Here is a 26,332-nt window from a genome sequence, read left to right as displayed (position 1 = left end):
TAAAATGGCACTAATGAGGGTTTGAGGCTCTAAAACAAAACAGCATCAATCGAAAGACTAATGCTGCTCGGCAGATAGCTACTAACTATCTGTTAATTTCTTATTTTAACGGGTAAGGGTTCCGAACGTACTCCATAACCAGCTACTTGAACAATGTTCACATCGATCACGCTACTTTGTGTAGATGTTGGAATGGGATTGGGGGCGGTTATTGCTACATCTGCTTTGGCTGAGGATATGATTTCGAACTCTTTTAGCAGGCTTACGGTGAGACATAGGGCAATTACTGTAAGTACGATTTTGGTGTACAGGTCTGTTTTCATGATTCGAAAGTTGTTAATGGTTATTATGTTGCTTGTTACAAATATAGACCATTCTATCGGGTTAAGGTTTAAGGGTTGTGAAATAAAAGTTTCGATAGTGGAGAGTTTGGATGTTTGTAATATATTGTTGATTAATTGTTTATGGTAGTTTTTAGTGAGCTGTTTGGTTGGTTTTTACATTTGGTTTAGAAATTATTGAGAATTATTTCAGCGAAAATAAAAAAGAGAGATAAATAGTTAAAATAATTGATATATTTGCCATCTCGTATAGAATGTAATCACACTTAAATTGTAGCAAATGAAAAAACACAACGTAGGAGTAATGTCTCTTATCTTAGCAGGTTCTTTACTGTTAGCAAGTTGTTCCAGTACCACTGTAATCAACTCATCACCATCGGGAGCTAAAGTTTTTCTAAATGGCGAAGCTGTGGGAACAACTCCATATCATTACACTGATACTAAAATTGTAGGTTCATCTACCTCTGTTAAATTAGAAAAAGAAGGTTATGAGCCTTTTTATGCCGGATTTTCGAGAAGTGAAAAAGCTGATGTAGGTGCTATTATTGGGGGTGTATTTGTATTGGTTCCGTTCTTGTGGACTATGAAATACAAACCCGAACGTACTTACGAAATGGTTCCTCTGAGTGGTACAAAACTAGAGGAAGTTAAAAAAGATACGGGTGCTGTAAGCCAAACAAAAGCAGAAGAATTGAGAAGTCTCAAACTGCTTTTGGATGACAATATCATTACTGCTGAGGAGTATGAAAAAGAAAAGAAGAAAATTTTAGATAACTAACTAATTCTTAATACTACACCAGATAAACGCTTTGCTCGATGTTGATGCAAGGCGTTTCTTTTTTCTGAGCCAATCGGCTGTTGATAAACCATTGGCAAGCTGATGCTATTTTTCAATAACGAAAACTTATCCCTTTGGGGGATTATAGGGGGAAATAGTATTTCTTTCTTCCTCTTTCTTTTCTTTCTTAAAGTTTGGGTTACCGCTAGGTTAGCCGAGAGTTATTTTTTCATTTGTTGTTAGGATATAGTTTTGTTTAAATGCTTTCTTATCAGTTCGATAAGTGGGCTGTTTGTTGGGTTATTTGCCGGGTTATTGATGTTTCAATAGAGCAATAACGGGTTGTGGACCAACGATATACTCAATTTCGCTCGGTTGCCTCAAATCGTATAGACTTCATCGAGTCTATTCACGCTTCGCACTCCGAAAGTATCCGTGCTTCAAAAAATATGTCCGCTTGATAGATAAATAGCTTAAAGTTCTTTTTCTACAAATTGCTTTAGTTCGGGAAAAAATGTGTTGTACCCTGCTTGAAGTTCCTTGTAATTCTGCTCGAAAGCAGCGTATATATTGGCATCTTCGGGTAAGAATTTGGCTCGCTGAGTGAGGCGTTCAAAACTTCGCTGCATCATCCATTTATGACGATAGTTATAGAGCCAGTCTTCTTTTTTCATGTACGAAAACAAGCGCTGAAAAATGTGTGGTGTTTCGTCAATATTATTATCTATTTGAAGATAGCACCATTCGCTGAATTTTTGCCAGCCTTCGGACGGTTCGTTGAGAGAATCTATTGCCAGAAAATGGTCGAATGTTACATCCAGAAAGACTCCATTGTATCTTCCTGCCGAATGGGTGTATAGTTTCTGTATTTCTTTGATAACGGGATGTGCATCGGTGTATTCATCTATCTTCCGATGAAGGTGTATGCCTTGTTGAATGCCTTCCGTAAAATCGTTTATCTGTTTACCTTTTACACAATCGGCAATGAGATTTCCGACAAGTAGTTCAGGATTATTAAACGATAAATATGCATGTGCCAGATAGTTCATATTGAGGTGTCTCGATAAATAGTTTTACTTAAGAAAGGATTGTTTCCATGAAAGAAACAATCCCTCTGTTAAATGGTTCAGATTTTCTTACCTATATAAAATACATAGCCGTAATAAGCCTTGTATTTATTATATAACTTCATCTCGTGCCGTTGATTGGTAATAAAATCTTCAGCTGTTTTATTGCCTGCGTGCTTCTTCAGGAAGATTTCCTGTGCAGAGGCTTGCGGCATGTAGAAATGTTCTGTCCAACAATTTTCGGGTAGTATAAATGTGGCAACGGGAATATATCCTGCTTTCTGCATCTGTGCTACTTTGTTAGGAATTGTATCTATTTCGGGATAAGCATCGTTCCAAAAATCGTTAATCTCAGTGGGGCGTTCGTCAGTGAACCACGATGCTTCCGTAACTGCTAAATAGCCTCCCTTTTTCAAGAGTTTGTGCCATTGGTTTATACCTTGTTCAAATCCTACATTGTAGATTGCTCCCTCCGACCAAATCAGGTCTAACTCTTCATCCTTGAAGTGAAGAGTGTCCATCGAACCAACTATGCCTTTCACTCTGTTGTTGAAACCCAATTGAGTGGCATTGATGTTGAACTGTTCTATAAACTTAGGGAAGATGTCGATAGCCGTAATCTCTCCCGATGTATGTTGTGCCAGCACCATTGTTTGTCCACCCGTTCCGCAGCCGATGTCGGCTATACGCGATTCTGATGTGAGATTATCTATAAAGCTTAAAGCTTTTATGGTTATTTCGGGACTTCCGGGTCCTTGGCGTTCTACATTGGAGAAATATTCGCAGATTAAGTTGAAGTCGAATTCGTGAATTGATTTATTTTCGTTATTCATAATTTTTCGTTTTTATTCATATTATGCCAAAAGGCTCTGATAACAGCCTGGCATGATACGAAACATCAGTTTTGATAATTAAATAGAATGAACTATTCCCAAAAGATTATTCGGGAATAAACGAAAGGACAACCTGTAAATGAGATACAGATTGTTTACGAAACGGACTCCTTCTTTAGTATTGAAATAGTATACATACACTAATTTTAATTCTACAAATATATAAATTTTTCGGGTTTGACAGCCAGTTTTAAACAATTGTCAGTAAAAGGTTGAAATAAGAGATGGTGTTTAAGGCTTGATACTCTTATGTTTTCGTTTATTGGTAAGCCATGCACGTATCGGTTCGTCATAGAATCGGACAATGATATAGGCAAATATTAAATTGAAAATAATGAATGCCGAAACTATAACAGCAAGTTTGGTTCCCGTGGGAGAGTATTTGTTGTAATAATTGGTAAATATCCAGACGGTTGTAACATGCGTCATATAAATAGGGTAGGACAGACGCCCGATGAGCTTGCAAAAGCTTTGCATCCGCCCTTTAACTCTGGCTCCTGCACCAATGCTGATTATAAGTGGAAAGGCTACGATTACTAGTAGTGACTCCTTAAACCAATCGTTTAGCGAATGCGGATATAGGAATGCACCGACGAGTAAAACGCAGGGGAGTAGGAAACCGAACTTGTTTTTCCAGATCAGATTGAAGCGAAATATCAATAAGCCTGCTATGAACGAAAAGCTTACTCGGGGAAACCCATCGAGAAACGTTGACCCGTCCCATCCATTGATGAGCCAACCCGCCGAGCGTGCTGTATGCAGTAACCAGATGGTACTGACTGCTGCTAAAGCAAGTAACCATTTTTTGCTGAGGCGAATCAATACAAGTGCATATACTATGTTGGCTAGATATTCTAGAAATAACGACCATGCAGGGGTGTTGTAAGGAAACAAGGCTCCTGCTCTACCCGTAAGGAAAGGGGTGGGGATGATGAGTAAAGACCCAACGAATGCAGGAATGATAAGCTTCCATTCGAGAATATAGCCTCCATCTCCAAAAGGGTTGAAGATATAACCGATCGCTCCGATTACTGTACCAAGAATAACAAGTGGATGCAAACGTATGAGGCGATTGATGTAGAAGTTTTTCACACCTATTTGTGGCAGTCGTTTATCATATGCAAAACCGATAATGAAGCCCGACAGACAAAAGAAAAAATCGACAGCCAAAAAGCCATGTCCTAAAATATTGTCAGCCTTGTTGGGGTAAATCATTTCCAGATAGTGGAAAACCAAAATAACAATGGCAGCCGTACCTCTTAGTCCGTCTAATACATCAAAATAATAAGGTTTCGGTAGAGGTTGCTGTGTGTTGGTGTGCATCTGAATCGAAATTACATGAAATAAGGTCTAAAGATAACAATATCCGTCAGATTTATCTATTCAATAAAACTACTTATATGATTAACAGTATTATCGAAATGTTTCGTCGACAAGCACGTGAACACAAAACAATCCGTTCATTTTACTACAATCGTAATTACGAAATAGGGTCGGGCAATGAGGCACATCCGCTTTTCTGGCTCGAAGATCCGTTGACGGGTCGCAATAATGCAAATACTTTTTCGAATACGGCAAACTTCTCTATACTTTTTGTGCCGAAGGATGATAGCGAGATTGCCAACTTGCAAAATCTGGCTTTCTCTATTGGGCTTAATATCTTGGAACGCATTAAGTACGACAATGCTGTTCCCGTTTCTATACTTCCTACGTGGTCATACCTTACTCTTCGGAACTATTACGATAACAATGCTTGCGGATGCCGTTTTACGGTTGATTTTGTTCAACGTAATATGCAGGACTTGTGTTTGATTGAAGAACAATTCGATGTTTTGAAAGACTTCGAAGCAGAGGGCATCTTAAACAGCTTTGATGTGAAAACTGCCAATACCTGCGAAACATTTATAAATAAACTACCCGTATTTGATCTTAAAACGTCTAAACGATGAATGAGGCAATAGTAAAGGTACTGAATAGTATTGCCGAAGATATTCTTTCGCTTGTTCATCTTATTTTAGACGAAAACGGATTGAAAAATAGTGCATTGAAGGACGAGGCTAGATGTACGGTTGAGACTTCGGGCAATCCTGTTTTTAGAATTATCTTCAATGATTATGTTGATTACATAGAAAACGGGAGGAAGCCCGATTCGGCAGTTGCCCCTCCCATATCGGACTTAAGAGACTGGGCACTACGCAAGGGAATACCTGCCACCAATGATGTTTTGTATGCTATTGCCGAGACGATAAGAAAGCAGGGAATGGCTCCCCGACCTATTTTGGCTATGCTGGAAGAGGAGATAGAAAAATCGTTCGAAAATGAGTGGGCAGATGAGTTGTTTGAGGCTATAATTAGGGAAATCGAAGTGTTTTTTAACGATTGAGATAAGTAATATGATCAGTCCATCTTTAAAAAATATGTATATTTATGGCTCGAATCAATTAAAACTTAAATCTTATTCGTATGAAGACAAACCTTTCTGCTATTGGAGAAAAATTCGCTTTTGAAGGAACAGTTAAAGAAATCCGTTCCTTGGGAGAAGGTCTCATTAATGATACCTTTTTCGTAGAAACAGAGGGATCGAGTCCCAATTATATTTTGCAGTGCAAAAACAAAAATATCTTTCAGAATATACCTGCCATGATGGAGAACATCCATAAGGTAACTACACATCTGAAGAAAAAAATAGTAGCTCAAGGCGGCGATCCAATGCGTGAAGCTCTTACTGTGACCCTTACAAAAGACGGTAAACTATATTATCACGATGAGCAGGACGAGTATTGGGCTGCATGTCTGTTTATAGAAGACACGATAACTTATCAGAAGGCTGATTCTACTATATTGGCTGAGCAGGGCGGACGCGGTATTGGTCAGTTCCAAGCCATGCTTTCGGATATGAAAGAGCCTTTGACAGATATTCTACCAGGGTTTCACAATATGCGATTCCGTTTCAAACAATGGGATGAGGTAATAGCAAAAGATCCCGTAGGACGTAAAGCTAAAGTTGAGAAAGAGGTGGCATGGATTGAAAGCCGCAGAGAAGAAATGCTTGCATTCTGGGCAAAAGCCGAATCGGGCGAACTTCCTACTCGTGTAACTCATAACGATACTAAGATCAGCAATATCTTGTTCGACAAGAACGAAAAGGTGCTTTGTGTAATAGACCTCGATACGGTATTGAATAGTATTTGTTTGAACGATTATGGCGATGCCATCCGTTCATATACTAATGCTGCGGGTTTTGAGGACGAAGAGGACTTAAGCAAAGTATATGTTGATATGGATATATTTGAAGCTTATACTAAAGGCTATCTGGCAGAAACGGTTAGTTTTCTAACTCCTGCTGAAGCAGAAAATGTTGCATTCTCGGCTAAGTATATCACTTTCGAACAAGTGCTTCGCTTCTTGATGGATTATATCGATGGTGATAATTATTACAAGGTGAAGAATGATACTCACAATCTGGTTCGTGCACGCGGTCAATACAAGCTATTGCAATCGTTGGACGAAAACTACAATAAGATGTGTGAGATTGTAAATTCTGAGCTAGCGGCTCTTAGAAAATAAGAATCTAACTAAAATGGTAGCCTGTAAAGACAGTTTCAGAGAGACTATCTTTACAGGTTTACTGAATTATTATTGACTATAATATTTGAAGATGAATAAGATAAAAATACCAAAGCAATCTATTGATGCGTCTGATATAGAGGCGGTAGCTAAGCAGATGGCAAGCTTGCCGATAAATAAAATAGAGACTATTAATTGGCCCGATACATATCCATCAAAACCCGATGTTGCTTTTACCATTGCACACAATAGCAACAATATATTGCTGCAATATAGAGTTAAAGAAAACGAAATATTGGCGGCTGTAACGGCCGATAATGGAGAGGTGTGGACCGATTCGTGTGTGGAAATGTTCATTTCGTTCGACAATAAGCATTACTACAATGCCGAGTTTACTTGTATTGGCAAAGCTTTGCTGGGTTACAGAGTATTTGGAGGACATGCCGAGCATGCACATACGGAGGTTATGCAATCTATTTTGAGGCTTCCCAGTTTGGGGACTGCCAATAGAGAGAAGGAGATAGGTAGTTTCGATTGGACATTGACACTTGTTATTCCTTCTTCAGCTTTTTGGAAAAGCAACATAACTACTTTCGATGGTTTAAAGGTAAAAGGAAATTTCTTTAAATGTGGCGATAAGCTTACTGTGCCTCATTTTGTTTCCTGGACAACTATCGATACACCAAGCCCAAGTTTCCATCAACCTCAGTTTTTCGGTGAATTGTATTTTGAATGAAACGAGTTCAATTTTGAGAATTAAAGAGATAATAATTATATAAAATTGATTTATCTTTGCTGTCAAAGTAATAATAATAAAGTTGGCTCGTTTAAGATTAGATAAGACTCCATTGTTTAGGGTCACACATTTTGATAATATTCAGCATATTGCAGAAAAAGGAATAACGCATATTTCGTCTCCGGACAGTAATGAAAATTATGTGCCTATAGGTAATAATGCTATTATTGATAAACGCAAAGAACGTCTGCTTCCGAGTGGACGTCCTTTGACTGATTATATTCCTTTTCATTTTGCACCTAGAATGCCTATGCTCTATGCAATACAGAAAGGATATGGAACCGAAATTGTTGATCCGAGACGCATCGTTTACTGCATATCAACAGTACAGCAGATAATAGATGCCGAATTAGAATTTTGGTTTACCAATGGGCATGCTTTCAGTAGATTAAGCAATTTCTATGATAGTACTAGGATTCGCAAGATTAGAGGGTTATTGGATTGGGATGCGATAACAGACAACGGCTGGGGGGGAAGTGAAAACACCGACTTGAGGAGGAGAAAGGAAGCCGAATTTTTGGTCGGTGCAGATATTCCCGCTACTTGTATTACCGAATATGTAGTTTATAGTCCTAGTATTAAGGACAAACTATTTGTATCGGGAATTGACGACAACAAGATACGAGTGGAGCCAGGATATTATTTTTGATATATGATTAAATATGTATACGGAAACATGTTTGAGAGTAAATCTCAAGCGATAGTTAACACTGTCAACACTGTGGGGGTAATGGGGAAAGGGATTGCCTTACAGTTTAAGAAGTACTTTCCGAATAATTTCAAAATTTACAAAAACGCATGTGATAACAAGACTTTAACAATTGGTACACTTTTGGTTTGTGAAGAAGAACATCTTCAAATTGGGCGAAAAATAATCATCAATTTTCCAACGAAAGATCATTGGAGAAATCCTTCCGAGTATAATTATATCCGTTTGGGGCTTATTGAATTGACTAAACTAATAAAGGAACGCAGACTAGAGTCGATAAGTGTTCCTCCCTTAGGTGCAGGCAATGGTGGTTTGCAGTGGAGTAAAGTAAAGGATCTGATAGAAGAATATTTGTCGGATGTAGATTGCGAGGTAGTTGTATATCAACCCAATGAAGAGGTAAAACAAGTTCTTGATAAGGAACGTGCTAAATTGACTCCTGCAAGGGCAATGATGTTAGACGTACTTTTTGATATGGTGAAGGAGGGAGAATTTATCTCTGAATTTGCGGCAGAAAAGATTGTCTATTTCTTGCAACGCTTTGGTGCTTTTGATCAATTTCAACTCGATTTTTGCAACGATTATTATGGTCCGTATTCAGGAAAAGTAAAGCATGTATTTAAGTACCTCAATGGTAGTTATATTGGCGAATATAATTCGTTAATGGACACTCCGTTTCAAGAGTTAAATTTGCACATGTCTACCGAGAAAAACGTGACAGAGTATTTGAACTTAGCAGACAATAAGGTATATAAAGATATAAGTAAGAGAACAAAAGAGTTTTTATCAGGATTCTATTCATCTTTTGCTCTGGAACTTTTATCTACAATAGATTACATAAGACAAACTGAGAAAATTTACACACAAGAGGGTATAATTACCTCTTTAGCAACTAACAAAGCCGAAAAGCGTACTGTTTTTGACAATCCTGAATATATTACACTAACAAATACTCATCTGGATAGCTTCTTTGCATTACCCCAGAATTAATTATACTCTCTAAGGTGTTGATACTCTTTTAGATTGAATGTGTGTTATTTTTTTGAAAAAATAGCCTACGGATATTGTGATGTTTTGGTTTTTCTAAGAAGGATTACCTCCGTCATATAAACCACTCATAAGATTCAATAGACCAGCCTCGTAGTTTATATTCAAAAGGTATTGATTGTATTCTACACCAACACCTCCGATGACTCCAAAGTCAAATTTGTGAAATCCTGCATCCCTAAAGCCTTTGCTTATAGATTCGGGACGTATTAGTTCTTTGGGGTTTGAGCTATTATGTGTTGTGATGCCTCTTGTCCGATAGATGTTTTCTGATAAGTGTATCACCCATCAAGAGTGCCAAAACTACAAATGGTAGTAATACAGTTAGCGGATTGAGATCCATCTTCCAGAAATGAGGCATACTGAAATCTACCTCCATCGAAGGTAATTGCATCGCAGTATCTCCCATCGTAAAATAAAATACGATAATTGGCAGAGCTACTATGGCGGCTATTCCTCCCGCTATTGAAATGGCTGTATATATTTTGCTTCTAAGTGCATTCTTAGTCTTGGCTTCAGAAGCTACTTGATGTATTTGTTGCATCAAACGGTCTTCGAAACTAGTAGAAGGGTTGCTCAATTCCATATCTTGAAATAAGCTCCTTAGGCGATCTGTTTCTTGCTTTTTCATTTTGATATGAGTTTATTTATTTCTGAATTCATAAATTTTCGTATACGGTGTAACTTTACTTTTACATTGGCTTGGCTCAGGTTGCTTATCGTGCTTATATCTTGTACACTATGGTTGTTAAGATAAAAGAGGGTAATCAATAAAGCATCCTCTGGGTTGAGGCGTTTTAATACCTCGTCTAGATATTGAAGCCTTTCTTCGGTATGCAACTCATCCAGATTATCGGATAGCTCAGCATCGGGAAGTTTTTCTGCCATATCATCAAAAGATATAAATTCTCGTTTGGTTTTCCTCACCTCCGTAATCGCTGTATTGTAGGCTATACGGTAGAGCCACGTTGAAAACTCTGAATCTCCTCTGAATTTACTGAGTGATTGATATATTTTGATAAAGATCTCCTGAGTGATGTCTTCCGCATCCTGTGTATTGGTGACAATTTTGCTGACAATGGTAAATACCATTCTCTGATATCGGCGTACAATATGAACAAAGGCATTTGTATCACCATCCTTGATTAAACGGACATAATATATGTCATCAAAACTTGTCATGCTTGTATGACGTATCAGTGTCACATAGGTTACAAATGTAATCAGAAAATTTTCAGAAAAAATAATTCTACTATTTTTGTAACCTTTCATTATATGCTGCGTCAAAATAAGCAAACAAGAAAATGTTTAACGAATTTAAAAGTATAAGATATGCAACAAGTATTAGTTCCCATTTGTATTATCGGTATTATTACCTTAGGTATATACCGTTTGTTTGAGTTGTTTGTTCGTCGCAACGAAAGAATGGCTATTATCGAAAAGCTGCAAAGCAATGTCGATCCGTCGGTCTTTGCCAATAAGTTTAGCCTACCCATATTAGGCGGACAGCCACAAGTAAAACTGTCTTCCTCTTGGCCTCTTAGAGCCAGTCTGTTATTGGTGGGTGTAGGCTTGGGTTTACTGGTAGCTTTCTTTCTCGAGTTGGCTTTGACAAATTCTTTAAGCCCCGAATTTGCAAGCTATGACTATGCCGTAAGAGATAATATCAAAGATTCGGTTGCAATTATTTATTTGGCAAGTGTTTCTCTTTTCGGTGGATTGGGCTTGCTGATAGCTTATTTGGTAGAACAAAAGAAAGAAAAGCTGCATAAGGATTGATATGTGGTTTTCTGTTTTAGAGGTCTTAGACCTATATTCACTGTTACAGGGAGTGTCTCTTTTTAGGGATGCTCCTTTTTTTTTTGATATGTAATTGCTTAGTGGTTCTATACTACTCTATTTAGTAGGAAAAAGCTGTGACTTTGCCCTTTTTTATCTATCAAATAAAAGATAGAGCATGGCATATTATTCTAATAAAGAGATTGCTTCGGTAGTTGAGCCCAATTCGATAACTCTGGCTAATAATCCGAACTTTGTAGTGTTCAGCAGTAAAGGAAATAAGGACAGAGATCAAAAAATGAGGGCTGTGATCGAAATTAAAGAAACGGCTTTTGGAGCAGACTTTGATGGCTCGCAGACTGCTATTGATAAATTGGAAATTTTAGCGCAAGAATTATTATATCTGGAGATAACGGGAAGTAATTCTTCGATTGATACCTATTCTTTTCAAGGAACTTATGATCGTATTAAAGTAGATAGTAAAACTTTTTATGTTGCACGAGAGGGCGAGATGTTGGATGGAAACGTTTTATCTAAAGATGAGGCATTAGCTATTACAGCATCAAACCTCAAAGAGTGCTTCATGCAAAATCCGTTTTTTAAGAATAATTTTGAGATTACTATATTCGATCTTGAAGTTAATGAGAATGTTGTAAAACCTGGGCATCAGATAGAAATCTTATCTAAAGGAACAGGCAGCCTTTATGACTTTTCGATAGAGCATGGAAAAAGGCACGTTTCAGGCAAGGTTCCAGATCATATAATAAGAGTAGATATTACGGGTTTTACTGATGAGATGATAGAGCTTGATATTGTAAGTTACTTTTATACCCTCCCTATAACAGGAACTATTGTTTCCCCAACTTTGAAAGGTGCTTTTTTTGATGAAAAGGTTGATCAAAAGAAGGTTATAGTGGTATACAGACCACAAGAAACAGGTTTGTCTTGGGATGAATGCAACCAAAAGACGTTAGCAAGCCTAGCTGTTTTTCTTTCAAATTATTTTCCATTTTTTCAGATCTTCAATGTTGTTCTAAATACTAAAAAGGGGTATATAGAGTTGTCTTATGGAGAATTTGCTGAGGCATTTTTTCCTTATGAAGTATCATTTAGCTCAGATTTTGGTTTGTTCAGTAAACTTCCCGAAGATGAGCACTCTTTTATAACATCTTCAGTAAGTGTTTCTTCGTCTTCTGATACTATCGATTATGGAACTGGAGAGTACCAGATTGAATTGGATGTATATACTGATCATGAGGTTCTACCTGGCAGTAAAGATTCTTTAAACTATATGGGAAAATACTTAACTACGCTTTCAAAGTCTTATTTCGGAAAACCATTATGGTTCGACTTAAGTACATTGCTGAGTAAGAAGGTAAACTATTCGCCTACTTTTCTTTCCGAATTGGAACTCGAGCCTGAAGAGGAAGAGTTTCAACTTTGGAGCAATGCTGAAACGATGACCAATTATCGGTTTATAGCCAAACGTACTGACGGAAAAATTAATCAGCCATTTTATTACTCCTCTCCTTTGTATATCCTCAATGGGTATGATTATACTCTGAATCCTTCGACATTGGGAGTGGATGATACCGGTAACTCTTACACTATCGATTTTTCACAAGACTTTTATATGAGGGAGTTTACGAAAATAAAACCGTTGACAAATAGGTTCACTCGTACACATATTAAAGGGCAGAAGCAATATTTCAATTTCATACATAATTATCAGTGGACTACTTTGAGGGTTGGAGGAACAGACAATTTGGTTCCGTCCTTAGGATTACGTTATAAACTGTATACTCAAATGGGTGGATTTATAGGAGAATATACATCTAAAGGTCAAGAAGAAAGTAATTTTAGCCAAGTGAATACGGGCTTGCTTCAACTCGATCAGTTTTTGCCCATATATAACGGTAAGACAGTGGGGCGTATAGATGTTTATTTATGCAGATGGCACAAAAGTACATTTTTGGGCTTAAACGAATCCGAAGTGATTATATCAACGCCGCTTTCGTTCCGTATTCTACCGGAAGATATCAATGAGGTCAACGACTTTGCTTTTCTCAATCGATTGGGAGGATGGGATACAATGAATTTCGGTGGAGGCTTCTCTTCCGAATTTAAAACCGCAGGATCAACTATCTATAAAACATTACAGCCCGATCCTAATCTTCGAACCGAAATAGAATCGGTAGCTATGAAAAGTGTGCAAGAACAGAAAGTGGTACAAACTTCACCCATTACGAGCGATATTGTAGATTGGCTGCGCGAAATGAGTGCTTCACGTGCTGTATACGAGCTTAAAACGAAACGCTACATAATAGTAGATGATATGACTCTCAAATACAATACAACTGACGATTTGTATCAGGTAGAAATGAAATATCACTATACAGACACATATAATACTCAGATAAAGTAAGGTTGTTGCCAAAAGAAAAACAAATACATTATGACTAATATAGAACTTTACATAGATAAGAAACTTTGCGATATACAAAGTCCCGACAAGTTGGGTGTGCGCCTCAATAGAGTACTTATCAATCCTGCCGAAATTACTACGAAAGATGCACAATACAGTTATTCGATCACCATTCCTGCTACATCATCTAATGATGCCATCTTTGGATATGCTAATGTAGAAGAAGTTAAGAACAAATTTAATCACAATTATACAGCACAGCTTTATGTTGATAGTATTCGGATATTCGATGGTCGATTTAAACTCAGTGAAATAGATTCTGATGGAAATTATAAGGGAAATCTGGTAGTTCCTGCCAAGAAAACCATAAAGGAAATTTTTGGAGAAAAGAAAATGAGCGAGATAGAAGGTGCTTGGGAATTGGATGTTAGCGATCCCTCCAATCCCAATAACCCATTAAGTATGGTTGAAATGCTGAATAAGTATAACACTGATAAGGATATTCCCGATTGTATTTTTCCTCTTCCGTTGTATGGCTTATTACCCAAAGTGGAGTCGGATGATAAAGGTACGGTTTCAGGAAAAACGATCTGGGATAAATACGTGCGCTTAGGTATTGAAGATTTTCCTCCATCTATCAATTGTCTTGAAACAATCAAGAGGATATTCAAAAATAATACAAATGATTCTTCTAATATAGGAGGTAGTGCTTTTGAAGATGATCGTCTGAAGAATCTATATATGTCGTATCAAAACCCGACAACTTATCAGCAGGAATGGAATTGGGGACACTTGGGACATTTTAAGATCGGAGGTTCATGGACTAATTATAAAAGAATAGAGGATACGGACTACTTTGAGAAGTACTTCTATAGGAATGAAAATCGAGATGGAGAGGAGTCGCGTTGGGATATCTATACAGCAAATTTATTACAAAGCTCTATGTTGGATAATCTGAGTATAAAAGATCATGGTACAAACGTTATAAGCTTCAAAACAACAGATTCAAACAAAAAGAATATTCATATAACTATACCACAATCGGGGCTATATAAAATTAATTTGGATGTGGCTCTTACTCTACGAATGTCAGATCAGGATGTGAAAAAAGACGATGGTAATGTGTATGTTATAGGTGAAAATAATCATTTAGACAAAGGACCAGGAAAAGCTAAGATGAATAATTTCACAAATAGTAGGTACGAAGTGAAATTATTAAGAGATTTTGGTGAAGGTATTGATATAACTGATGTTAAACTTGATGGAGTTCTTTATAAGAACAATCTGCCTCAGGAGATGAATCAGAATAACTCACTCTATTTTCCGATGCCAAGTGAACGCTGTGTACAAATGATAGATCCTCTGCAGAACGAATTACTAATCGGAGGTTTTAGGTGGGGAGATACTGCCTATACAGTAAAACAGCTTGGTAGTCAAGGTAGTCAAACAAGATTCATCGTAGATTCTATTTTTAATTTAGCTGAAGGACGATTCGATAGTCCTTATCCAGCATATAGTCGGATTTTAGCAATAAAGAATGGATGGAGCTGGGATAAAAAATATTCGCAAAAGAATAAAATCTATTCAGCTATAAATGCTGATGGCTATGCTAAATTCATAGGAGAAGAGTATGATGCTGAGACAGGTGTTGAGGCGAAAACTACCAATAGAGAATGGGGAAAATCAAAGAAATTTGCAGTTGAGTTATTAAAAACAGAAAACCCTAACTTTATAACCAATACGGATAATAATAAAGGTACGGGATACCTTAATCAGATAATATGGTTAGAAAAAGGAGAACACCTTTCGCTTGTGACAGTAAGCGATCAAGGTCATCGTTCTAAGGGTGCTGATCATGGTTGGATGGTACATGATATTGATTTTACACTGGAAGTACAGCCCTTTAAAAGTAATTATGATTGGATAACGGTCGATAATAATGGTACGGGTACTAAGGAAATGAAATGGGACGAGTCTTCAGACTTTAAAACAGATATAATAAATCTGGTCAAATTTCTGCCATCAGAACAAAAGATCGATGAGTGGTTAGATAATTTTTGTACAGCCTTTAATTTGGAATTGACGCAGCCCAAAGATGGTAAGTTTGAACTGAATGTAAAACAAACTCGATCGACTGCATCTGCAGCCTCTGTGATTGATTTGGATGGAAAAGCAAGCATTGCACAAAGAACCAATCAACCATTGGGATTGCCTTCTGAATTTCAACTCGGTTTTAAAATAAATAAGGAAGAAGAAGGCTACGTTAAATCAGAGGGTAATAAAGATGGGGGAGGAAGTTTTATCACTGGGAATATCGATGGACAAGTGGTTACTCAAACTTCTAACTTTTCCTATAATTGGTTTAAAGATATAACGCGTGTGATTGAAACAAAGGTAAAGAATGCCGAAGGAAATATTGTAACCCGCACTAGTACTGTACCTTTAAAGCTTCCAGTAATCAGCCACAAGGAGATTTGGGCAACAGATGATGGTAAGGATGATAAGGAAATGATGAAGAAACTTTATACTAATTATTCACAACGTTTTTGGTATAAGAACGATACTCCTGATAATGTAGGTATAGTATGGGAGAATACCGATAAGAAAATAGAATTGATGCTGCCCCAGTTAGAGAATACATTAAATAAACAAGATGTTCTGAATCTCGATTATTATGATAATCCCAATTCTATATTAAATACTTACTTTAGTATTATTGCTACCGATGATAGTAACTATACATATGTGGAGTGTTACCTCAATCCCGATGAGTATGAGCAGATGGATGGCACTAAATTAGTAAAACTGAACGGAGACCTATATTACGTAGCTGCTGTTGAAGGCTACGATCCTACGGGGAGAAACAAAACAAAGCTAAAGCTGATCAGAAAAGTATAAGGTTTTAGGATTTTTTATTTGCCTGGTGTCCTGTGCCGATCTGAATTGCTTATTACTTACTAAGTCCTTCAATTAATAATTATGAATACTACAAAAGTGTCTCTTTGGAGGCGCTTTTGTATATCATAAAGTAAATGTCTTATTAATAGGTTTTTAATTTATAAGTAGTGTGTCAATTATCGTTATCGTCATTATCGCATGCTGTAAATAGTGTTGCAATTATTGTAAAGAGGAGTATTCTCTTAATAAGTTTGAGGTTTTAGGTAGTTTAAAAGCAAATGTAACATTTTTTTTAGATGTTAACAGAATGAGATTGAGCTTCTTTTAACATTTTTAGCTATATAATTTACTCGGTTATTATCAGGATGTGTTGCTTTTTCACATATTTTACATAGCTTTGCCGTATCAATTTTTACAAAAATATTGAATTCTTATGAAAAAACTATTATTAGCAGTAGCATTTGTAGCCAGTACATTAGGCGCATTTGCTCAAAGTGAAAAAGGCGAGAAATCTCTTATCGGAAATATCGGTTATCAAAGTAATGCAGAGCGTTTCATGTTGGGTGTTCAAGGTAGATATGTTATCGCCGAAAACATTCGTTTAGCTCCGGACGTTATGTTTTTTTTTCCAAAAGACAAAGTTACAGGACTTGATATTAACGTGAACGTACATTATGTATTTAATGTAGATGAGAAATTATCAGTTTATCCATTAGCGGGTATTGCTATGCAAAACAATCGTTATTCAGGAAATGCAGGTTCAGGAGGCTCTAATGGCTTTACTGATTGGGGTTTCAACTTAGGAGCTGGTGCAGGATATGAATTAGGCGGTAATCGTTTTGCTAACTTAGAGATCAAATATACTTTCGGTGATGCTGATTGTATGGTTGTTGCTCTTGGTTATGGATTCAAATTCTAATCGAAGAAAAAAACTTCAGGTTTTAGAAATAAAAAAATAGCTACTGCAATGCAGTGGCTATTTTTTTGTCTACTTGATAAATAAAAATTATGAGAAATAGACAAAATAAAAACCCTCTAGGATTACTAAAGGGTTTGTCTTTTTGCTTCGCTTTTGAATGACTAAGCAGCGGTTGCTATATTATTTAGCAGCAGCAACTGGAGCAGCTTCAGAGAATTTTTTGCCTAGTTCAGCAAATTTAGCAGCTTGCTCAGGAGTCATAGATGCAAGACCTTTTTGAAGTTCTTGACCTAAAGCAGCTACTTCAGCAGAAACTTTAGCATATTCTTCAGTAGCAGCAGCATCACCTTTTTGTACTTTTTCAGCTAAAGGAAGAGCTTGGTTTACTAATGCTTCGAATTGACCTAGAGCTGTAGTATCAGCAACAACTTCTTCGATAGCAGGAGTTTCTACTTTAATTGAATCAGCGTCAGTACCTTGAGCACCTTCAGTTTTAGTGTTACAAGCAGCAAACGATAGAGTAGCTGCAGCAACAAAAGCGATCATAACAATCTTTTTCATTTTTTTTTCTTTTGTTTTTTGACAAAAATCCGTGAATAATTACCTTTTCGACTGCAAATGTAATATAAAAAACTAAGAAAGATCAACTATTTTGTGAAAAAAATATAACAAATAAATTACCCACTCTGTTTTGTGGGGTAATTTGTTTATAATCAATTAATTTGTTTGTTTTTCAATAGGCTATTTGCAATAAATAATATATATAAGTATATTTGTTTGGCTACATATGCCTAATCTTGGACCTCTAATTTTAAATATTTTTATAAATTAAATGAAAAACAAAATTTTACTCCCTTTTTTATTCTCGTTGTCAGTGCTTTTGCCAGCATCAGCACAAACGTTTGTGCATGGAAAGTCTGAAACTTACACATATCCGCAAGATTCTAAGGTTTTAGAGAAACTCGATAAATGGCAGGATCAGAAGTTTGGTATGCTTATTCATTTTGGTCTTTATTCCGAATTGGGTATTGTAGAGTCGTGGACATTATGTAACGAGGAGTGGATCAATCGCGATTCGACAGTAACTTACGATGAGTACAAACGTCGCTATTGGGCAACTATGGATAAGTTTAATCCAACTAAGTTAGACCCTGCTTCATGGGCGAAGTATGGAAAGCTTGCAGGAATGAAATATGCTATATTTACAACCAAGCATCACGATGGTTTCAATATGTTTGATACGAAGTATAGTGATTTCTCTATTGCTAAAGGTCCTTTTAGAAATGATGAGCGACGTAATGTTGCCAAAGAAGTTTTCGGTGCATTTCGGAACGAGGGCTTTATGATAGGTACATATTATTCTAAACCCGATTGGCATTCACAATATTATTGGTGGGACAGATATTCTACGCCCGATCGTAACCCGAGTTACGACTTAGATGCAAATAAATGGCGTTGGAATAAATTCAAAGAATATACCTACAATCAGATTCAGGAATTGATGAACGGCGATTATGGTAGTATGGATATTTTGTGGCTTGATGGTGGATGGGTTCGTCCATCGAAAAAAGGAGATAAAGGTCTCGAAGGCGATTTTTATAAAGGATCGCAAGATATAGATATGCCTAAGATTGCAGCAATGGCTCGCAGTTATCAGCCCGGGTTGTTGGTGGTTGATAGAACTGTGGCTGGAGAGTACGAAAATTATCAAACACCCGAGAATGGTATTCCTAAAGAGCAATTGAGCAATCCTTGGGAAAGTTGTATCACTTTGGGTGGTGCATGGGGCTTTGTGAAAAATGACAGATACAAGAGTGCTTACAAGGTTATAGCTATTTTGAGTGAGATTGTGGCTAAAGGTGGTAATCTTTTATTAGGAGTAGGACCTGCTCCCGATGGAACTTTGCCCGAAGGTGCTGCCACAAGTTTGAGTAAAATAGGGGAGTGGACTTCTAAAAATGGAGAGGCAATATATAATACGCGAATCACTCCTATATATAATGACGGTACAACATGGTTTACCCAAAGTAAAGATGGTAAAACGATATATGCTATACATTGTTTGGAAGAGGGTAAGGCTTTACCCAAGACAATTGTTTGGAAGGGAAACGAACCGGCAAAGGGTAGCAAGGTTGTATTTGTACAGACCGGAAAACCTGTGAACTGGAAAAAGACTGCTAAAGGTATTGAAGTATCAGTTCCAAGCGGTTTGCCTGCTGATCAGCCTGCATTAGCATTTGCCGTTACTCCTATATAATAGGTATACATAGATGTTGTAAAATAATAATTCTATTTATTTTTGATAAGAGACTGTATATGTTCTAAATACATTGATTGATAATAGTCTGCTTAGGGTTTAGGACTTGTGCTAAAAGATATATATCGTTATTTTTGTTGTATATCCTCTCGAAACTAATAATCATTATATAATAAGTATAATATACTCTATTGATGAAAAACAAAGTATTATCGCTCTTCTTACTGTCGGCACTGACGGTATCAACGGCATCTGCCCAGACGTATGCTCATGGCAGATCGGAGACTTATACGGCTCCTACTGACGAAAAAGTCCTTGAGAAATTGGACAAGTGGCAAGATCAAAAATTTGGTATGCTTATACATTACGGTTTGTATTCTCAGATGGGAATTGTAGAATCGTGGTCGATATGTGCTGAGGAAGAAGATTGGATTCCTCGTGACAGTACCATTACTTATGATGCTTACAAACGCAAGTACTGGAATACTATAAATGAGTTTAAACCAGATAAACTCGATCCGGCTTCGTGGGCAAAATATGGTAAACAAGCGGGGATGAAGTATGCCGTGTTTACAACTAAGCATCACGATGGATTCAATATGTTTGATACTAAACAGACCGATTTTTCGATAGCCAATGGTGCTTTCAAGAACGATCCGCGTCGCAATGTCGCAAAAGAAGTATTCAATGCATTTCGCAACGAGGGTTATATGATTGGTGCATATTATTCTAAGCCCGACTGGCATTGCCAATATTATTGGTGGGACACATATGCTACACCAACCAGAAACGTTAATTATAATATAGAGAATAATAAATGGCGTTGGAATAAGTTTAAAGAGTTCTCGTATAACCAGATTCAGGAATTGATGAATGGCGATTATGGAAATATTGATATTCTTTGGCTCGATGGAGGTTGGGTACGTCCCGCTCGTCCATCGGATGCCGAACGTCAAGGACGTGCATACAAAGGATCGCAGGATATAGATATGCCTAAGATTGCGGCTATGGCTCGCAGTTATCAACCCGGTTTGTTGGTTGTAGATCGTACTGTTCCCGGAGAATTTGAGAATTATCAGACTCCCGAACGTGGTATTCCAGATATGCAGCTCAATAACCCATGGGAAAGTTGTATTACTTTAGGTTGGGATTGGGGTTATACTCCTACCGATCAGTATAAAACACCTGCAAAGGTTATTCATACATTGGTAGAGATTGTTGCCAAAGGCGGAAACCTTTTGCTGGGAATAGGACCCAAACCTGATGGTACGCTTCCTGATGAGGTTTCTCAACGTTTGGTGAAGATAGGTGCGTGGACTACTAAGAATGGCGAAGCTATTTATAATACACGCATAACTCCCAATTATCGTGACGAGTCTACTTGGTTTACGCAAAGTAAAGATGGTAAGACAATATATGCCATTGCTTGCTTAGAAGAAGGCAAACCTCTACCTAAAACAATTGTATGGAGTGCAAATGAGCCTGTAAAGGGATCTAAAGTAATATTTTTAGAAACAGGTAAACCTGTGAGCTGGAAAAAAACAGCTAAGGGTATAGAAGTGTCGGTTCCTAAGGGATTACCTGCCGATCAAGCCGCATTGGCATTTGCTTTTGCTCCATCTGTGAAGTAATCGTTAAAATAAATATTATCTATAAGTTAAATGAGCCTCCGTGTGGAGGCTCATTTTTTTATAATGATTTTCTCTCCTTTTAGAGTTAAATTGTGTAAAATTTGATCAGTTTTGTGAATAATTTATGGAATCTTTCTCTATTTTTACTCTATCTACTAAATAATAAAATGAAAATCAAACACCCTAACTAACTTATTCATAGATATTATTTAACCGTTTACATATTTAATCAAGGAAAATCATGCGTAAAGTATTATTTGTAGCACTCTTTTGTTTATTTGGTTTAAGTGCTTTTTGTCAGGAGAAACATCAGCAAAGTTTAACAGATCTCTTATCGTTGATGAAAGGAAATGCCTATATAGCTGTTGAGGGCTATTATGTGGATAACTCATCATTCATGGTCACTCACTCTTCAGATCCTATGATCGAGACAAATAAAAGATATCCGGTTTATGAATATAGGTATCAAATAAACTTGTATACTGATAGCCGTGACTATATGACCGAAGTTCCTATTCTTGCGAAACAGGAAATGCAAGGCGAAGGACGCCGTAGAATATTATTTCTGAATAAGAAACAAACCACCAAAAGACAGCTCGTTATAAATCAGGATACCATGTTTGGTCTCACAGTTGCGGGCAATCAGGCAAAGTATTATCGATCGTTGTCATGTAGCGTTAGTGATTCCATACCGCTGTCTGCTGTGCGCGAATACCTTTTTTATCAAGGTGCGATGCCACGCTAATAGATAATAACAATGGTGTTTGATGAAGAGCACCCAATTAATATAGATAGTATCATAGTAGGTGTATTGAAGTAAATAGATTGTGTTATGCAGAAAATGCAAGATGGATTTCCCGTCTTGCATTTTTTCTGTATCTGTAGTATTACCGAGTTTTAAGAATTGGCTCTTGCTTTTTCTTCAAACTCACTTAATTCATCCGATAGTTTGCCTGCAATATCACCTGCAGCTTGGCTCAATTTCTTTTTGCCGGTTCTTACCTCTTGTCTTGCACGTACACCCATGCGTAGAGCTTTTCCTCTACCATATCTGACACCATGTCTAACTTTTTCTTTAGCTTCGTCAGTAGCTTTTTCAAACTCGTCGTACAATTCTTTTCTTTTCTCGTCGTCTATTAGTTTAGCTGCAACATATACAGCGCCTGCACCTATAACTAATCCTAATAAAAAATTCCTCATAGTTTTTATTCTTTTATCGTGTTAATACTAATCGGTTTACTAAATTCAAATATACTCATTTCTTATATAAACAACGCATTTGCCGCAATTGTTTACAAAGAATTTTAACAATAGATCGTAAAAAATAAAAGCCTTAAAGGATAATTCCTCGAAGGCTTTTATTCTATCTTGAAGTGTTAGAGAACTTTATTTCAATTTGTTTTCTAATTTAGATGCTTCTTTTTTTACATCTTTCTTAGCATCTTTTACAGCTTCTTTTGTTTTGTCAGCACCGTCTTTAACTGCTTCTTTAGTTTTGTCAACAGCTTTTCCGGTTTCATCTTTAGCTTTGTCTATGATGTTGCCAGCTTTATCTTTAGCTTGCTCAGTGCCTTCTTCTATTTTTTCACCCGCTTTGTTTATCGATGCATCAGTTGCATCTCTCAAACTGTCAGCTTTCGTTTGGATAGTATTTCCTGCCGATTCTAGTGAGTTTTCAACATCAGCGCCTGCTTTGTCAGCATCTTTTTTAGCTCCGTCACAAGCAACGAATGATAATGTTGTTGCCAATGCAATTGCTAATACATAAATCTTTTTCATTTTCTTCAATTCTTTTATTTAAAATATACGATAACTTATTGTTTAAGTTATAAACACAACTCGAAAATAAAAGTTCAGGAAAAAGTTCACTTTTTAGAGAAATAGCTGAGAATAAGAGTTAAATGTGAGAAAAGTGGGCACTTATGGGGTTATTACCCCATTTTGGAGGTTTAGTGTTTTTACTTATTCTTCCTTAAAATTAGATGGATAGAAGCTTACTACAAACATACCTTCCGAGTAGGATACTATTTCGTTGTAAGTAATGGGTAGAATTTGTTGTCCTTGTTTGTTTATTACTCCCCAATAATTATCTTGTTGAACTGCTACGTATTCCGAATCGGATAGTTGCATGATTGACTTATATGTAAACTCTACTTGAGTTTGTCCCTTTGTATCTATAATACCCCATTTGAGATTTTTGCTTGCTGCGAAAAGAGCATTGTCGATCCTTTTTATTTGTTCGTAGATAAGTGGAATTACTATTTTGCCATCTATACCAATTACCCCGTATTTGTTGTTCTTAGAGACAATGGCGTATCCATTTTCGAAATCTTGAGCCAGATCGAAATTAAAAGGTATAACTGCTTGCCCTTGTCTGTTCAAGAAGCCATATTTTTGATTGAGAAATGCTACCATTCGGTTTTCCTTCAGTTCGCCTAAGCCATCGTATATACATGGTACGATAATATCTCCTCTGTCGTTTACTATTCCGTATCTATTCAATCCGTATAAGAAGGTAGTATCCTGCTTTACTTTTGCATAACCATCTTTAAAATCGAAGATGCGACTGTATAGGCAAGGTACTCTCAGACGACCTTGTATGTCTATGACTCCTACTTTGCGATCTTCCGATATTCTGGAAAAGCCTCCGTTGAAGAATTGATTTTGTTCTATCGTAAGTGATGGGTTTATTACGTTTCCCTCTATGTCTACTATTTTATAGGTAACGTATGGTGTCGGCGATTTGAGGTTGAGGTATATGGATGCCTGATCGGTTGCTTTTTTCTCCCAGATGCCAAGGTAGCCATCGTTCATATCGCGCACTCTGTGACCTGGAAAGGAGTATATTTCGTTGTTGTGTCGGTCAATAATCTTTTGCTCGCTCTTATCCATTCGAGTGGTTATGATATAGCCTTTTCCGCCAGAATAGGGCAAGCCTATGGATTTGGTGAAGGGGACGGTTACTTTTCCGGTAGAGTCTATAACGCCAAAGAGGTAATTGTCGTATACCAAAAAAGTTCCTTTATAGTAGTTGGTTACCGAAATTTGCTTGATGGGTATAATGGTGTCATTGGCTGTATTTATAACTCCAAAGCGATTTCCTTTCGATACTATTGCCATTCCATCCTCAAAGTCTTTAATCTCATCATACAGACAGGGTACAACTTCTTTACCCTTAGTATTGATGATTCCTACTTTATCTTTCTTGGTTACTTTGGCAAGTCTGTTTTTGAAAACGTCTATCTTTTCGTAGCCCAGAGGAACTATAACTTCGCCTTTTTTATTTACCACAGCATATTTATAATTGCTTTGAGCGTTAACGCAAGCAACTATAAGGAGTAAATAAAAGAGAGTCAAAGTTTTCTTCATTATACGATATTAGCCCCATTAAGTTTTTTGTGGCGGTATTTCTGATATAACCAATCAGAGAACCATCCGCTGAGCAGCCCGAATAATATTCCGCATACAATATCAATAGGATAATGTTTGCCTATATAGATACGGCTATATGCAACGGTCATTGCCCACGCAAAAATAACGATTCCGTAATACTTATTCTTGAAATATAGGGTCGAAAATAATGCCAGACATATAGAATTGGATGAATGAGCCGAAAAGAAGCTGTAATGATTATCGGGATCGCCCAATTGATGAATGATATCTTGGAGATCTAACTCGTGTGATGGGCGCGGACGCATAATCAGCACCTTAATTATATTGTTGGTAATGCTGTTAATGGCAATTCCCATAAGCATAAACACGGCTGCACGTTGTCCCATTATACGGTCTCGGTATACCATGAATACAATAATAGATATACACACGAGTGCCCATACTGTGTATGTGCTTATTAGATACATAATGGGGTCGAGCCATGGTGTATGTTTACTGTTGAGGTAGAGAAAGAGTTCTCTGTCCCATGCGGGGAATGTTATTTGCAGCATATATCGGGCGAAACTTATTTAAGGTCCGAGACCTTCTTGTTACTTTGTCAAGTCTAACAATAAGAGATTGTTATAACCGTGAGAAGCAACACTGTTTATATTATTTAATGGCTTAACTCAGAAACGGATTTGATACTTTAGTTGAGTCTTATTTTTGATTGCTCGGAATTAGAACGTCCGTCGGGCGATTTAAATCCGATGTATATCTTGGTAAAACCCATTCCTCTGAGTATAGGTGTAAGTACCTTTATTGTATTCTCGCGACTTTCTTTTTCTATCCCCATGCTTTGTGCTTGCTGATAGATTTGATCTTCGGCTTTTTTGTAGGCGTCCTCTACCAGTTCCGATGTTTCCCACAAACCATACTCCATATTGTATATGCGCGATCTCGAATGGTCTATTTTGTAATGGCATATTTCGGGCATAGGTAACATGAGGCTTACCGAGTCGCCTTTCGTTACAATGTCGTTTTCGTTTATCAGAGTGAGGTCTACACAACCTATCACTTCACCTACAATTTTTAGTGTTGCTCTGGAATTGGGAAGCCATTTGCGAACCTTTTCGTATTCCATCATATCTTGAATGTTGTATTTTACAACTTCCAGTTTACCCATTTCCTCTATTTGCTGCACTACAATTGCATGAGATACAATGGTGCGTTCTTCTGCTTTCGTCTCCGATTTAAGAAGATATATAATGAGGGCAATAAGTCCTAATAATATAATAAGTAGTATTAAAGGAATCTGTTTTTTGTTCATAAACAACGTTTAGTTCATATAAGTTATGTGAGATATCTATATTGCTATGTTTCGATTCGCAGGGAGAGACCTATCTGTCTGTCCTCTATGGATGAACGTATAGGTTCACACTACACCAAAGCTATAAAATATCTTAGACCTAAATCGGCTCAAAGATACAAAAAAACGAATCGAGGTTTATCTCCTCAACTATTTCTAGTGAAAATTAATGATTATTCAGTATCTGCCAATCATTTACAGATACTTTATGGGTAGTATAGCAAAAGAGCCTCGTTCAATTTGAACGAGGCTCTTTTGTATTTTGTATATTTTAAATACAAGTTAATATACTAAAGGTATTTATTCCTTTTATTTGTTTAAGCGAGTGTGTTGTTAAAGCTTCGTCAGTTTAATCGTTTGAAGCTTCATGTTTCACAATACTTAAATGAAATGAATGGCTATTTTCTTTTTATTTGCTTGTTTCTTTTTCAAGGCATATACTACAAGTGCAGCCGAACTTGCCGCAACTGCTACCGTAACCAGT

Annotated in this window: 27 protein-coding genes; 14 read left to right on the top strand and 13 right to left on the bottom strand. The window is 37.0% G+C overall.

Annotated features, from left to right (window positions below):
- Nucleotides 1-92 precede the first annotated feature (92 nt).
- Complete coding sequence (locus HGC4_RS11195; RefSeq protein ID WP_050710222.1) at nucleotides 93-323, bottom strand: hypothetical protein; 231 nt, start codon at nucleotides 321-323, stop codon at nucleotides 93-95.
- A 298-nt stretch (nucleotides 324-621) separates the two neighbouring features.
- Between HGC4_RS11195 and HGC4_RS11190 the strand changes: the two genes are divergently transcribed.
- On the top strand, nucleotides 622-1,119 hold the full coding sequence (locus HGC4_RS11190; RefSeq protein WP_050710221.1) for a PEGA domain-containing protein: 498 nt from the start codon (nucleotides 622-624) through the stop codon (nucleotides 1,117-1,119).
- A gap of 473 nt (nucleotides 1,120-1,592) precedes the next feature.
- Here the strand turns inward: HGC4_RS11190 and HGC4_RS11185 are convergent, their stop codons facing one another.
- The 3 genes from HGC4_RS11185 to HGC4_RS11175 all read right to left on the bottom strand — a co-directional run bounded on the left by HGC4_RS11185 (nucleotide 1,593) and on the right by HGC4_RS11175 (nucleotide 4,402).
- Nucleotides 1,593-2,168, bottom strand: a complete 576-nt coding sequence (locus tag HGC4_RS11185) for an acyl carrier protein phosphodiesterase (protein WP_050710220.1) — start codon at nucleotides 2,166-2,168, stop codon at nucleotides 1,593-1,595.
- Between the two features lie 77 nt (nucleotides 2,169-2,245).
- Complete coding sequence (locus HGC4_RS11180) at nucleotides 2,246-3,019, bottom strand: class I SAM-dependent methyltransferase (RefSeq protein ID WP_050710219.1); 774 nt, start codon at nucleotides 3,017-3,019, stop codon at nucleotides 2,246-2,248.
- Between the two features lie 291 nt (nucleotides 3,020-3,310).
- Nucleotides 3,311-4,402, bottom strand: coding sequence for an acyltransferase family protein (locus HGC4_RS11175; protein ID WP_050710218.1), 1,092 nt, complete (start codon nucleotides 4,400-4,402; stop codon nucleotides 3,311-3,313).
- A 77-nt stretch (nucleotides 4,403-4,479) separates the two neighbouring features.
- Here HGC4_RS11175 and HGC4_RS11170 point away from each other — a divergent pair, with 77 nt between their 5' ends.
- The 6 genes from HGC4_RS11170 to HGC4_RS11145 all read left to right on the top strand — a co-directional run bounded on the left by HGC4_RS11170 (nucleotide 4,480) and on the right by HGC4_RS11145 (nucleotide 9,141).
- Nucleotides 4,480-5,028, top strand: a complete 549-nt coding sequence (locus HGC4_RS11170) for a hypothetical protein (RefSeq protein WP_050710217.1) — start codon at nucleotides 4,480-4,482, stop codon at nucleotides 5,026-5,028.
- Nucleotides 5,025-5,462, top strand: coding sequence for a hypothetical protein (locus tag HGC4_RS11165; protein ID WP_050710216.1), 438 nt, complete (start codon nucleotides 5,025-5,027; stop codon nucleotides 5,460-5,462). Before HGC4_RS11170 ends, HGC4_RS11165 begins: the two co-directional genes overlap by 4 nt.
- 80 nt (nucleotides 5,463-5,542) lie before the next feature.
- Nucleotides 5,543-6,646 (top strand): phosphotransferase enzyme family protein, encoded by a 1,104-nt coding sequence (locus HGC4_RS11160; RefSeq protein ID WP_050710215.1) that lies wholly within the window; start codon nucleotides 5,543-5,545, stop codon nucleotides 6,644-6,646.
- A 91-nt stretch (nucleotides 6,647-6,737) separates the two neighbouring features.
- Nucleotides 6,738-7,382, top strand: coding sequence for a carbohydrate-binding family 9-like protein (locus tag HGC4_RS11155; protein ID WP_050710214.1), 645 nt, complete (start codon nucleotides 6,738-6,740; stop codon nucleotides 7,380-7,382).
- Between the two features lie 82 nt (nucleotides 7,383-7,464).
- Complete coding sequence (locus tag HGC4_RS11150) at nucleotides 7,465-8,091, top strand: type II toxin-antitoxin system toxin DNA ADP-ribosyl transferase DarT (protein ID WP_050710213.1); 627 nt, start codon at nucleotides 7,465-7,467, stop codon at nucleotides 8,089-8,091.
- Nucleotides 8,092-8,094: 3 nt separating this feature from the next.
- Complete coding sequence (locus HGC4_RS11145; protein ID WP_050710212.1) at nucleotides 8,095-9,141, top strand: type II toxin-antitoxin system antitoxin DNA ADP-ribosyl glycohydrolase DarG; 1,047 nt, start codon at nucleotides 8,095-8,097, stop codon at nucleotides 9,139-9,141.
- Nucleotides 9,142-9,234: 93 nt separating this feature from the next.
- Here HGC4_RS11145 and HGC4_RS18680 read toward each other — a convergent pair whose 3' ends face one another.
- The 3 genes from HGC4_RS18680 to HGC4_RS11135 are packed head-to-tail and all read right to left on the bottom strand — an operon-like array spanning nucleotide 9,235 to nucleotide 10,470.
- Nucleotides 9,235-9,483: a hypothetical protein gene (locus HGC4_RS18680; protein ID WP_157258242.1), complete on the bottom strand. Its 249-nt coding sequence runs from the start codon at nucleotides 9,481-9,483 to the stop codon at nucleotides 9,235-9,237.
- The gene (locus tag HGC4_RS11140) at nucleotides 9,431-9,829 is read right to left on the bottom strand and encodes a G protein-coupled receptor family protein (RefSeq protein WP_050710211.1); all 399 of its coding nucleotides are present in this window, start codon (nucleotides 9,827-9,829) and stop codon (nucleotides 9,431-9,433) included. Before HGC4_RS11140 ends, HGC4_RS18680 begins: the two co-directional genes overlap by 53 nt.
- On the bottom strand, nucleotides 9,826-10,470 hold the full coding sequence (locus HGC4_RS11135; protein WP_242047089.1) for an RNA polymerase sigma factor: 645 nt from the start codon (nucleotides 10,468-10,470) through the stop codon (nucleotides 9,826-9,828). Before HGC4_RS11135 ends, HGC4_RS11140 begins: the two co-directional genes overlap by 4 nt.
- Nucleotides 10,471-10,530: 60 nt before the next feature.
- Between HGC4_RS11135 and HGC4_RS11130 the strand changes: the two genes are divergently transcribed.
- The 4 genes from HGC4_RS11130 to HGC4_RS11115 all read left to right on the top strand — a co-directional run bounded on the left by HGC4_RS11130 (nucleotide 10,531) and on the right by HGC4_RS11115 (nucleotide 17,219).
- Nucleotides 10,531-10,977 carry a DUF6249 domain-containing protein gene (locus tag HGC4_RS11130; protein ID WP_050710210.1) on the top strand — a complete coding sequence of 149 codons (447 nt, stop codon included), beginning with the start codon at nucleotides 10,531-10,533 and terminating at the stop codon, nucleotides 10,975-10,977.
- Nucleotides 10,978-11,155: 178 nt separating this feature from the next.
- A complete protein-coding gene (locus HGC4_RS11125) occupies nucleotides 11,156-13,402 on the top strand; it encodes a hypothetical protein (protein WP_050710209.1) in 2,247 nt (748 codons plus the stop codon).
- A gap of 30 nt (nucleotides 13,403-13,432) precedes the next feature.
- The gene (locus tag HGC4_RS11120; protein WP_050710208.1) at nucleotides 13,433-16,300 is read left to right on the top strand and encodes a hypothetical protein; all 2,868 of its coding nucleotides are present in this window, start codon (nucleotides 13,433-13,435) and stop codon (nucleotides 16,298-16,300) included.
- Nucleotides 16,301-16,733: 433 nt separating this feature from the next.
- A complete protein-coding gene (locus HGC4_RS11115) occupies nucleotides 16,734-17,219 on the top strand; it encodes an outer membrane beta-barrel protein (RefSeq protein ID WP_050710207.1) in 486 nt (161 codons plus the stop codon).
- Nucleotides 17,220-17,399: 180 nt separating this feature from the next.
- Here HGC4_RS11115 and HGC4_RS11110 read toward each other — a convergent pair whose 3' ends face one another.
- A complete protein-coding gene (locus HGC4_RS11110) occupies nucleotides 17,400-17,780 on the bottom strand; it encodes a hypothetical protein (RefSeq protein ID WP_050710206.1) in 381 nt (126 codons plus the stop codon).
- Nucleotides 17,781-18,051: 271 nt separating this feature from the next.
- Here HGC4_RS11110 and HGC4_RS11105 point away from each other — a divergent pair, with 271 nt between their 5' ends.
- From HGC4_RS11105 to HGC4_RS11095, 3 genes are all read left to right on the top strand, one after another.
- Nucleotides 18,052-19,476 carry an alpha-L-fucosidase gene (locus HGC4_RS11105; protein ID WP_050710205.1) on the top strand — a complete coding sequence of 475 codons (1,425 nt, stop codon included), beginning with the start codon at nucleotides 18,052-18,054 and terminating at the stop codon, nucleotides 19,474-19,476.
- Nucleotides 19,477-19,670: 194 nt separating this feature from the next.
- The gene (locus HGC4_RS11100; RefSeq protein WP_050710204.1) at nucleotides 19,671-21,107 is read left to right on the top strand and encodes an alpha-L-fucosidase; all 1,437 of its coding nucleotides are present in this window, start codon (nucleotides 19,671-19,673) and stop codon (nucleotides 21,105-21,107) included.
- A 241-nt stretch (nucleotides 21,108-21,348) separates the two neighbouring features.
- Nucleotides 21,349-21,852 (top strand): hypothetical protein, encoded by a 504-nt coding sequence (locus HGC4_RS11095; protein ID WP_050710203.1) that lies wholly within the window; start codon nucleotides 21,349-21,351, stop codon nucleotides 21,850-21,852.
- A gap of 152 nt (nucleotides 21,853-22,004) precedes the next feature.
- Here the strand turns inward: HGC4_RS11095 and HGC4_RS11090 are convergent, their stop codons facing one another.
- The 5 genes from HGC4_RS11090 to HGC4_RS11070 all read right to left on the bottom strand — a co-directional run bounded on the left by HGC4_RS11090 (nucleotide 22,005) and on the right by HGC4_RS11070 (nucleotide 25,809).
- A complete protein-coding gene (locus HGC4_RS11090; RefSeq protein WP_050710202.1) occupies nucleotides 22,005-22,307 on the bottom strand; it encodes a hypothetical protein in 303 nt (100 codons plus the stop codon).
- A gap of 186 nt (nucleotides 22,308-22,493) precedes the next feature.
- Nucleotides 22,494-22,886 (bottom strand): hypothetical protein, encoded by a 393-nt coding sequence (locus HGC4_RS11085; protein WP_050710201.1) that lies wholly within the window; start codon nucleotides 22,884-22,886, stop codon nucleotides 22,494-22,496.
- Nucleotides 22,887-23,069: 183 nt separating this feature from the next.
- Complete coding sequence (locus tag HGC4_RS11080; RefSeq protein ID WP_050710200.1) at nucleotides 23,070-24,476, bottom strand: WG repeat-containing protein; 1,407 nt, start codon at nucleotides 24,474-24,476, stop codon at nucleotides 23,070-23,072.
- Nucleotides 24,476-25,051 (bottom strand): phosphatase PAP2 family protein, encoded by a 576-nt coding sequence (locus HGC4_RS11075; RefSeq protein ID WP_082204154.1) that lies wholly within the window; start codon nucleotides 25,049-25,051, stop codon nucleotides 24,476-24,478. Before HGC4_RS11075 ends, HGC4_RS11080 begins: the two co-directional genes overlap by 1 nt.
- Nucleotides 25,052-25,188: 137 nt before the next feature.
- Nucleotides 25,189-25,809, bottom strand: coding sequence for a DUF4230 domain-containing protein (locus HGC4_RS11070; RefSeq protein ID WP_050710198.1), 621 nt, complete (start codon nucleotides 25,807-25,809; stop codon nucleotides 25,189-25,191).
- Nucleotides 25,810-26,332: the final 523 nt, after the last annotated feature.

The organism is Dysgonomonas sp. HGC4, assembly GCF_001261715.1.
Classification (GTDB): Bacteria; Bacteroidota; Bacteroidia; order Bacteroidales; family Dysgonomonadaceae; genus Dysgonomonas_A.
This window is presented reverse-complemented; position numbering and strand designations above follow the sequence as displayed.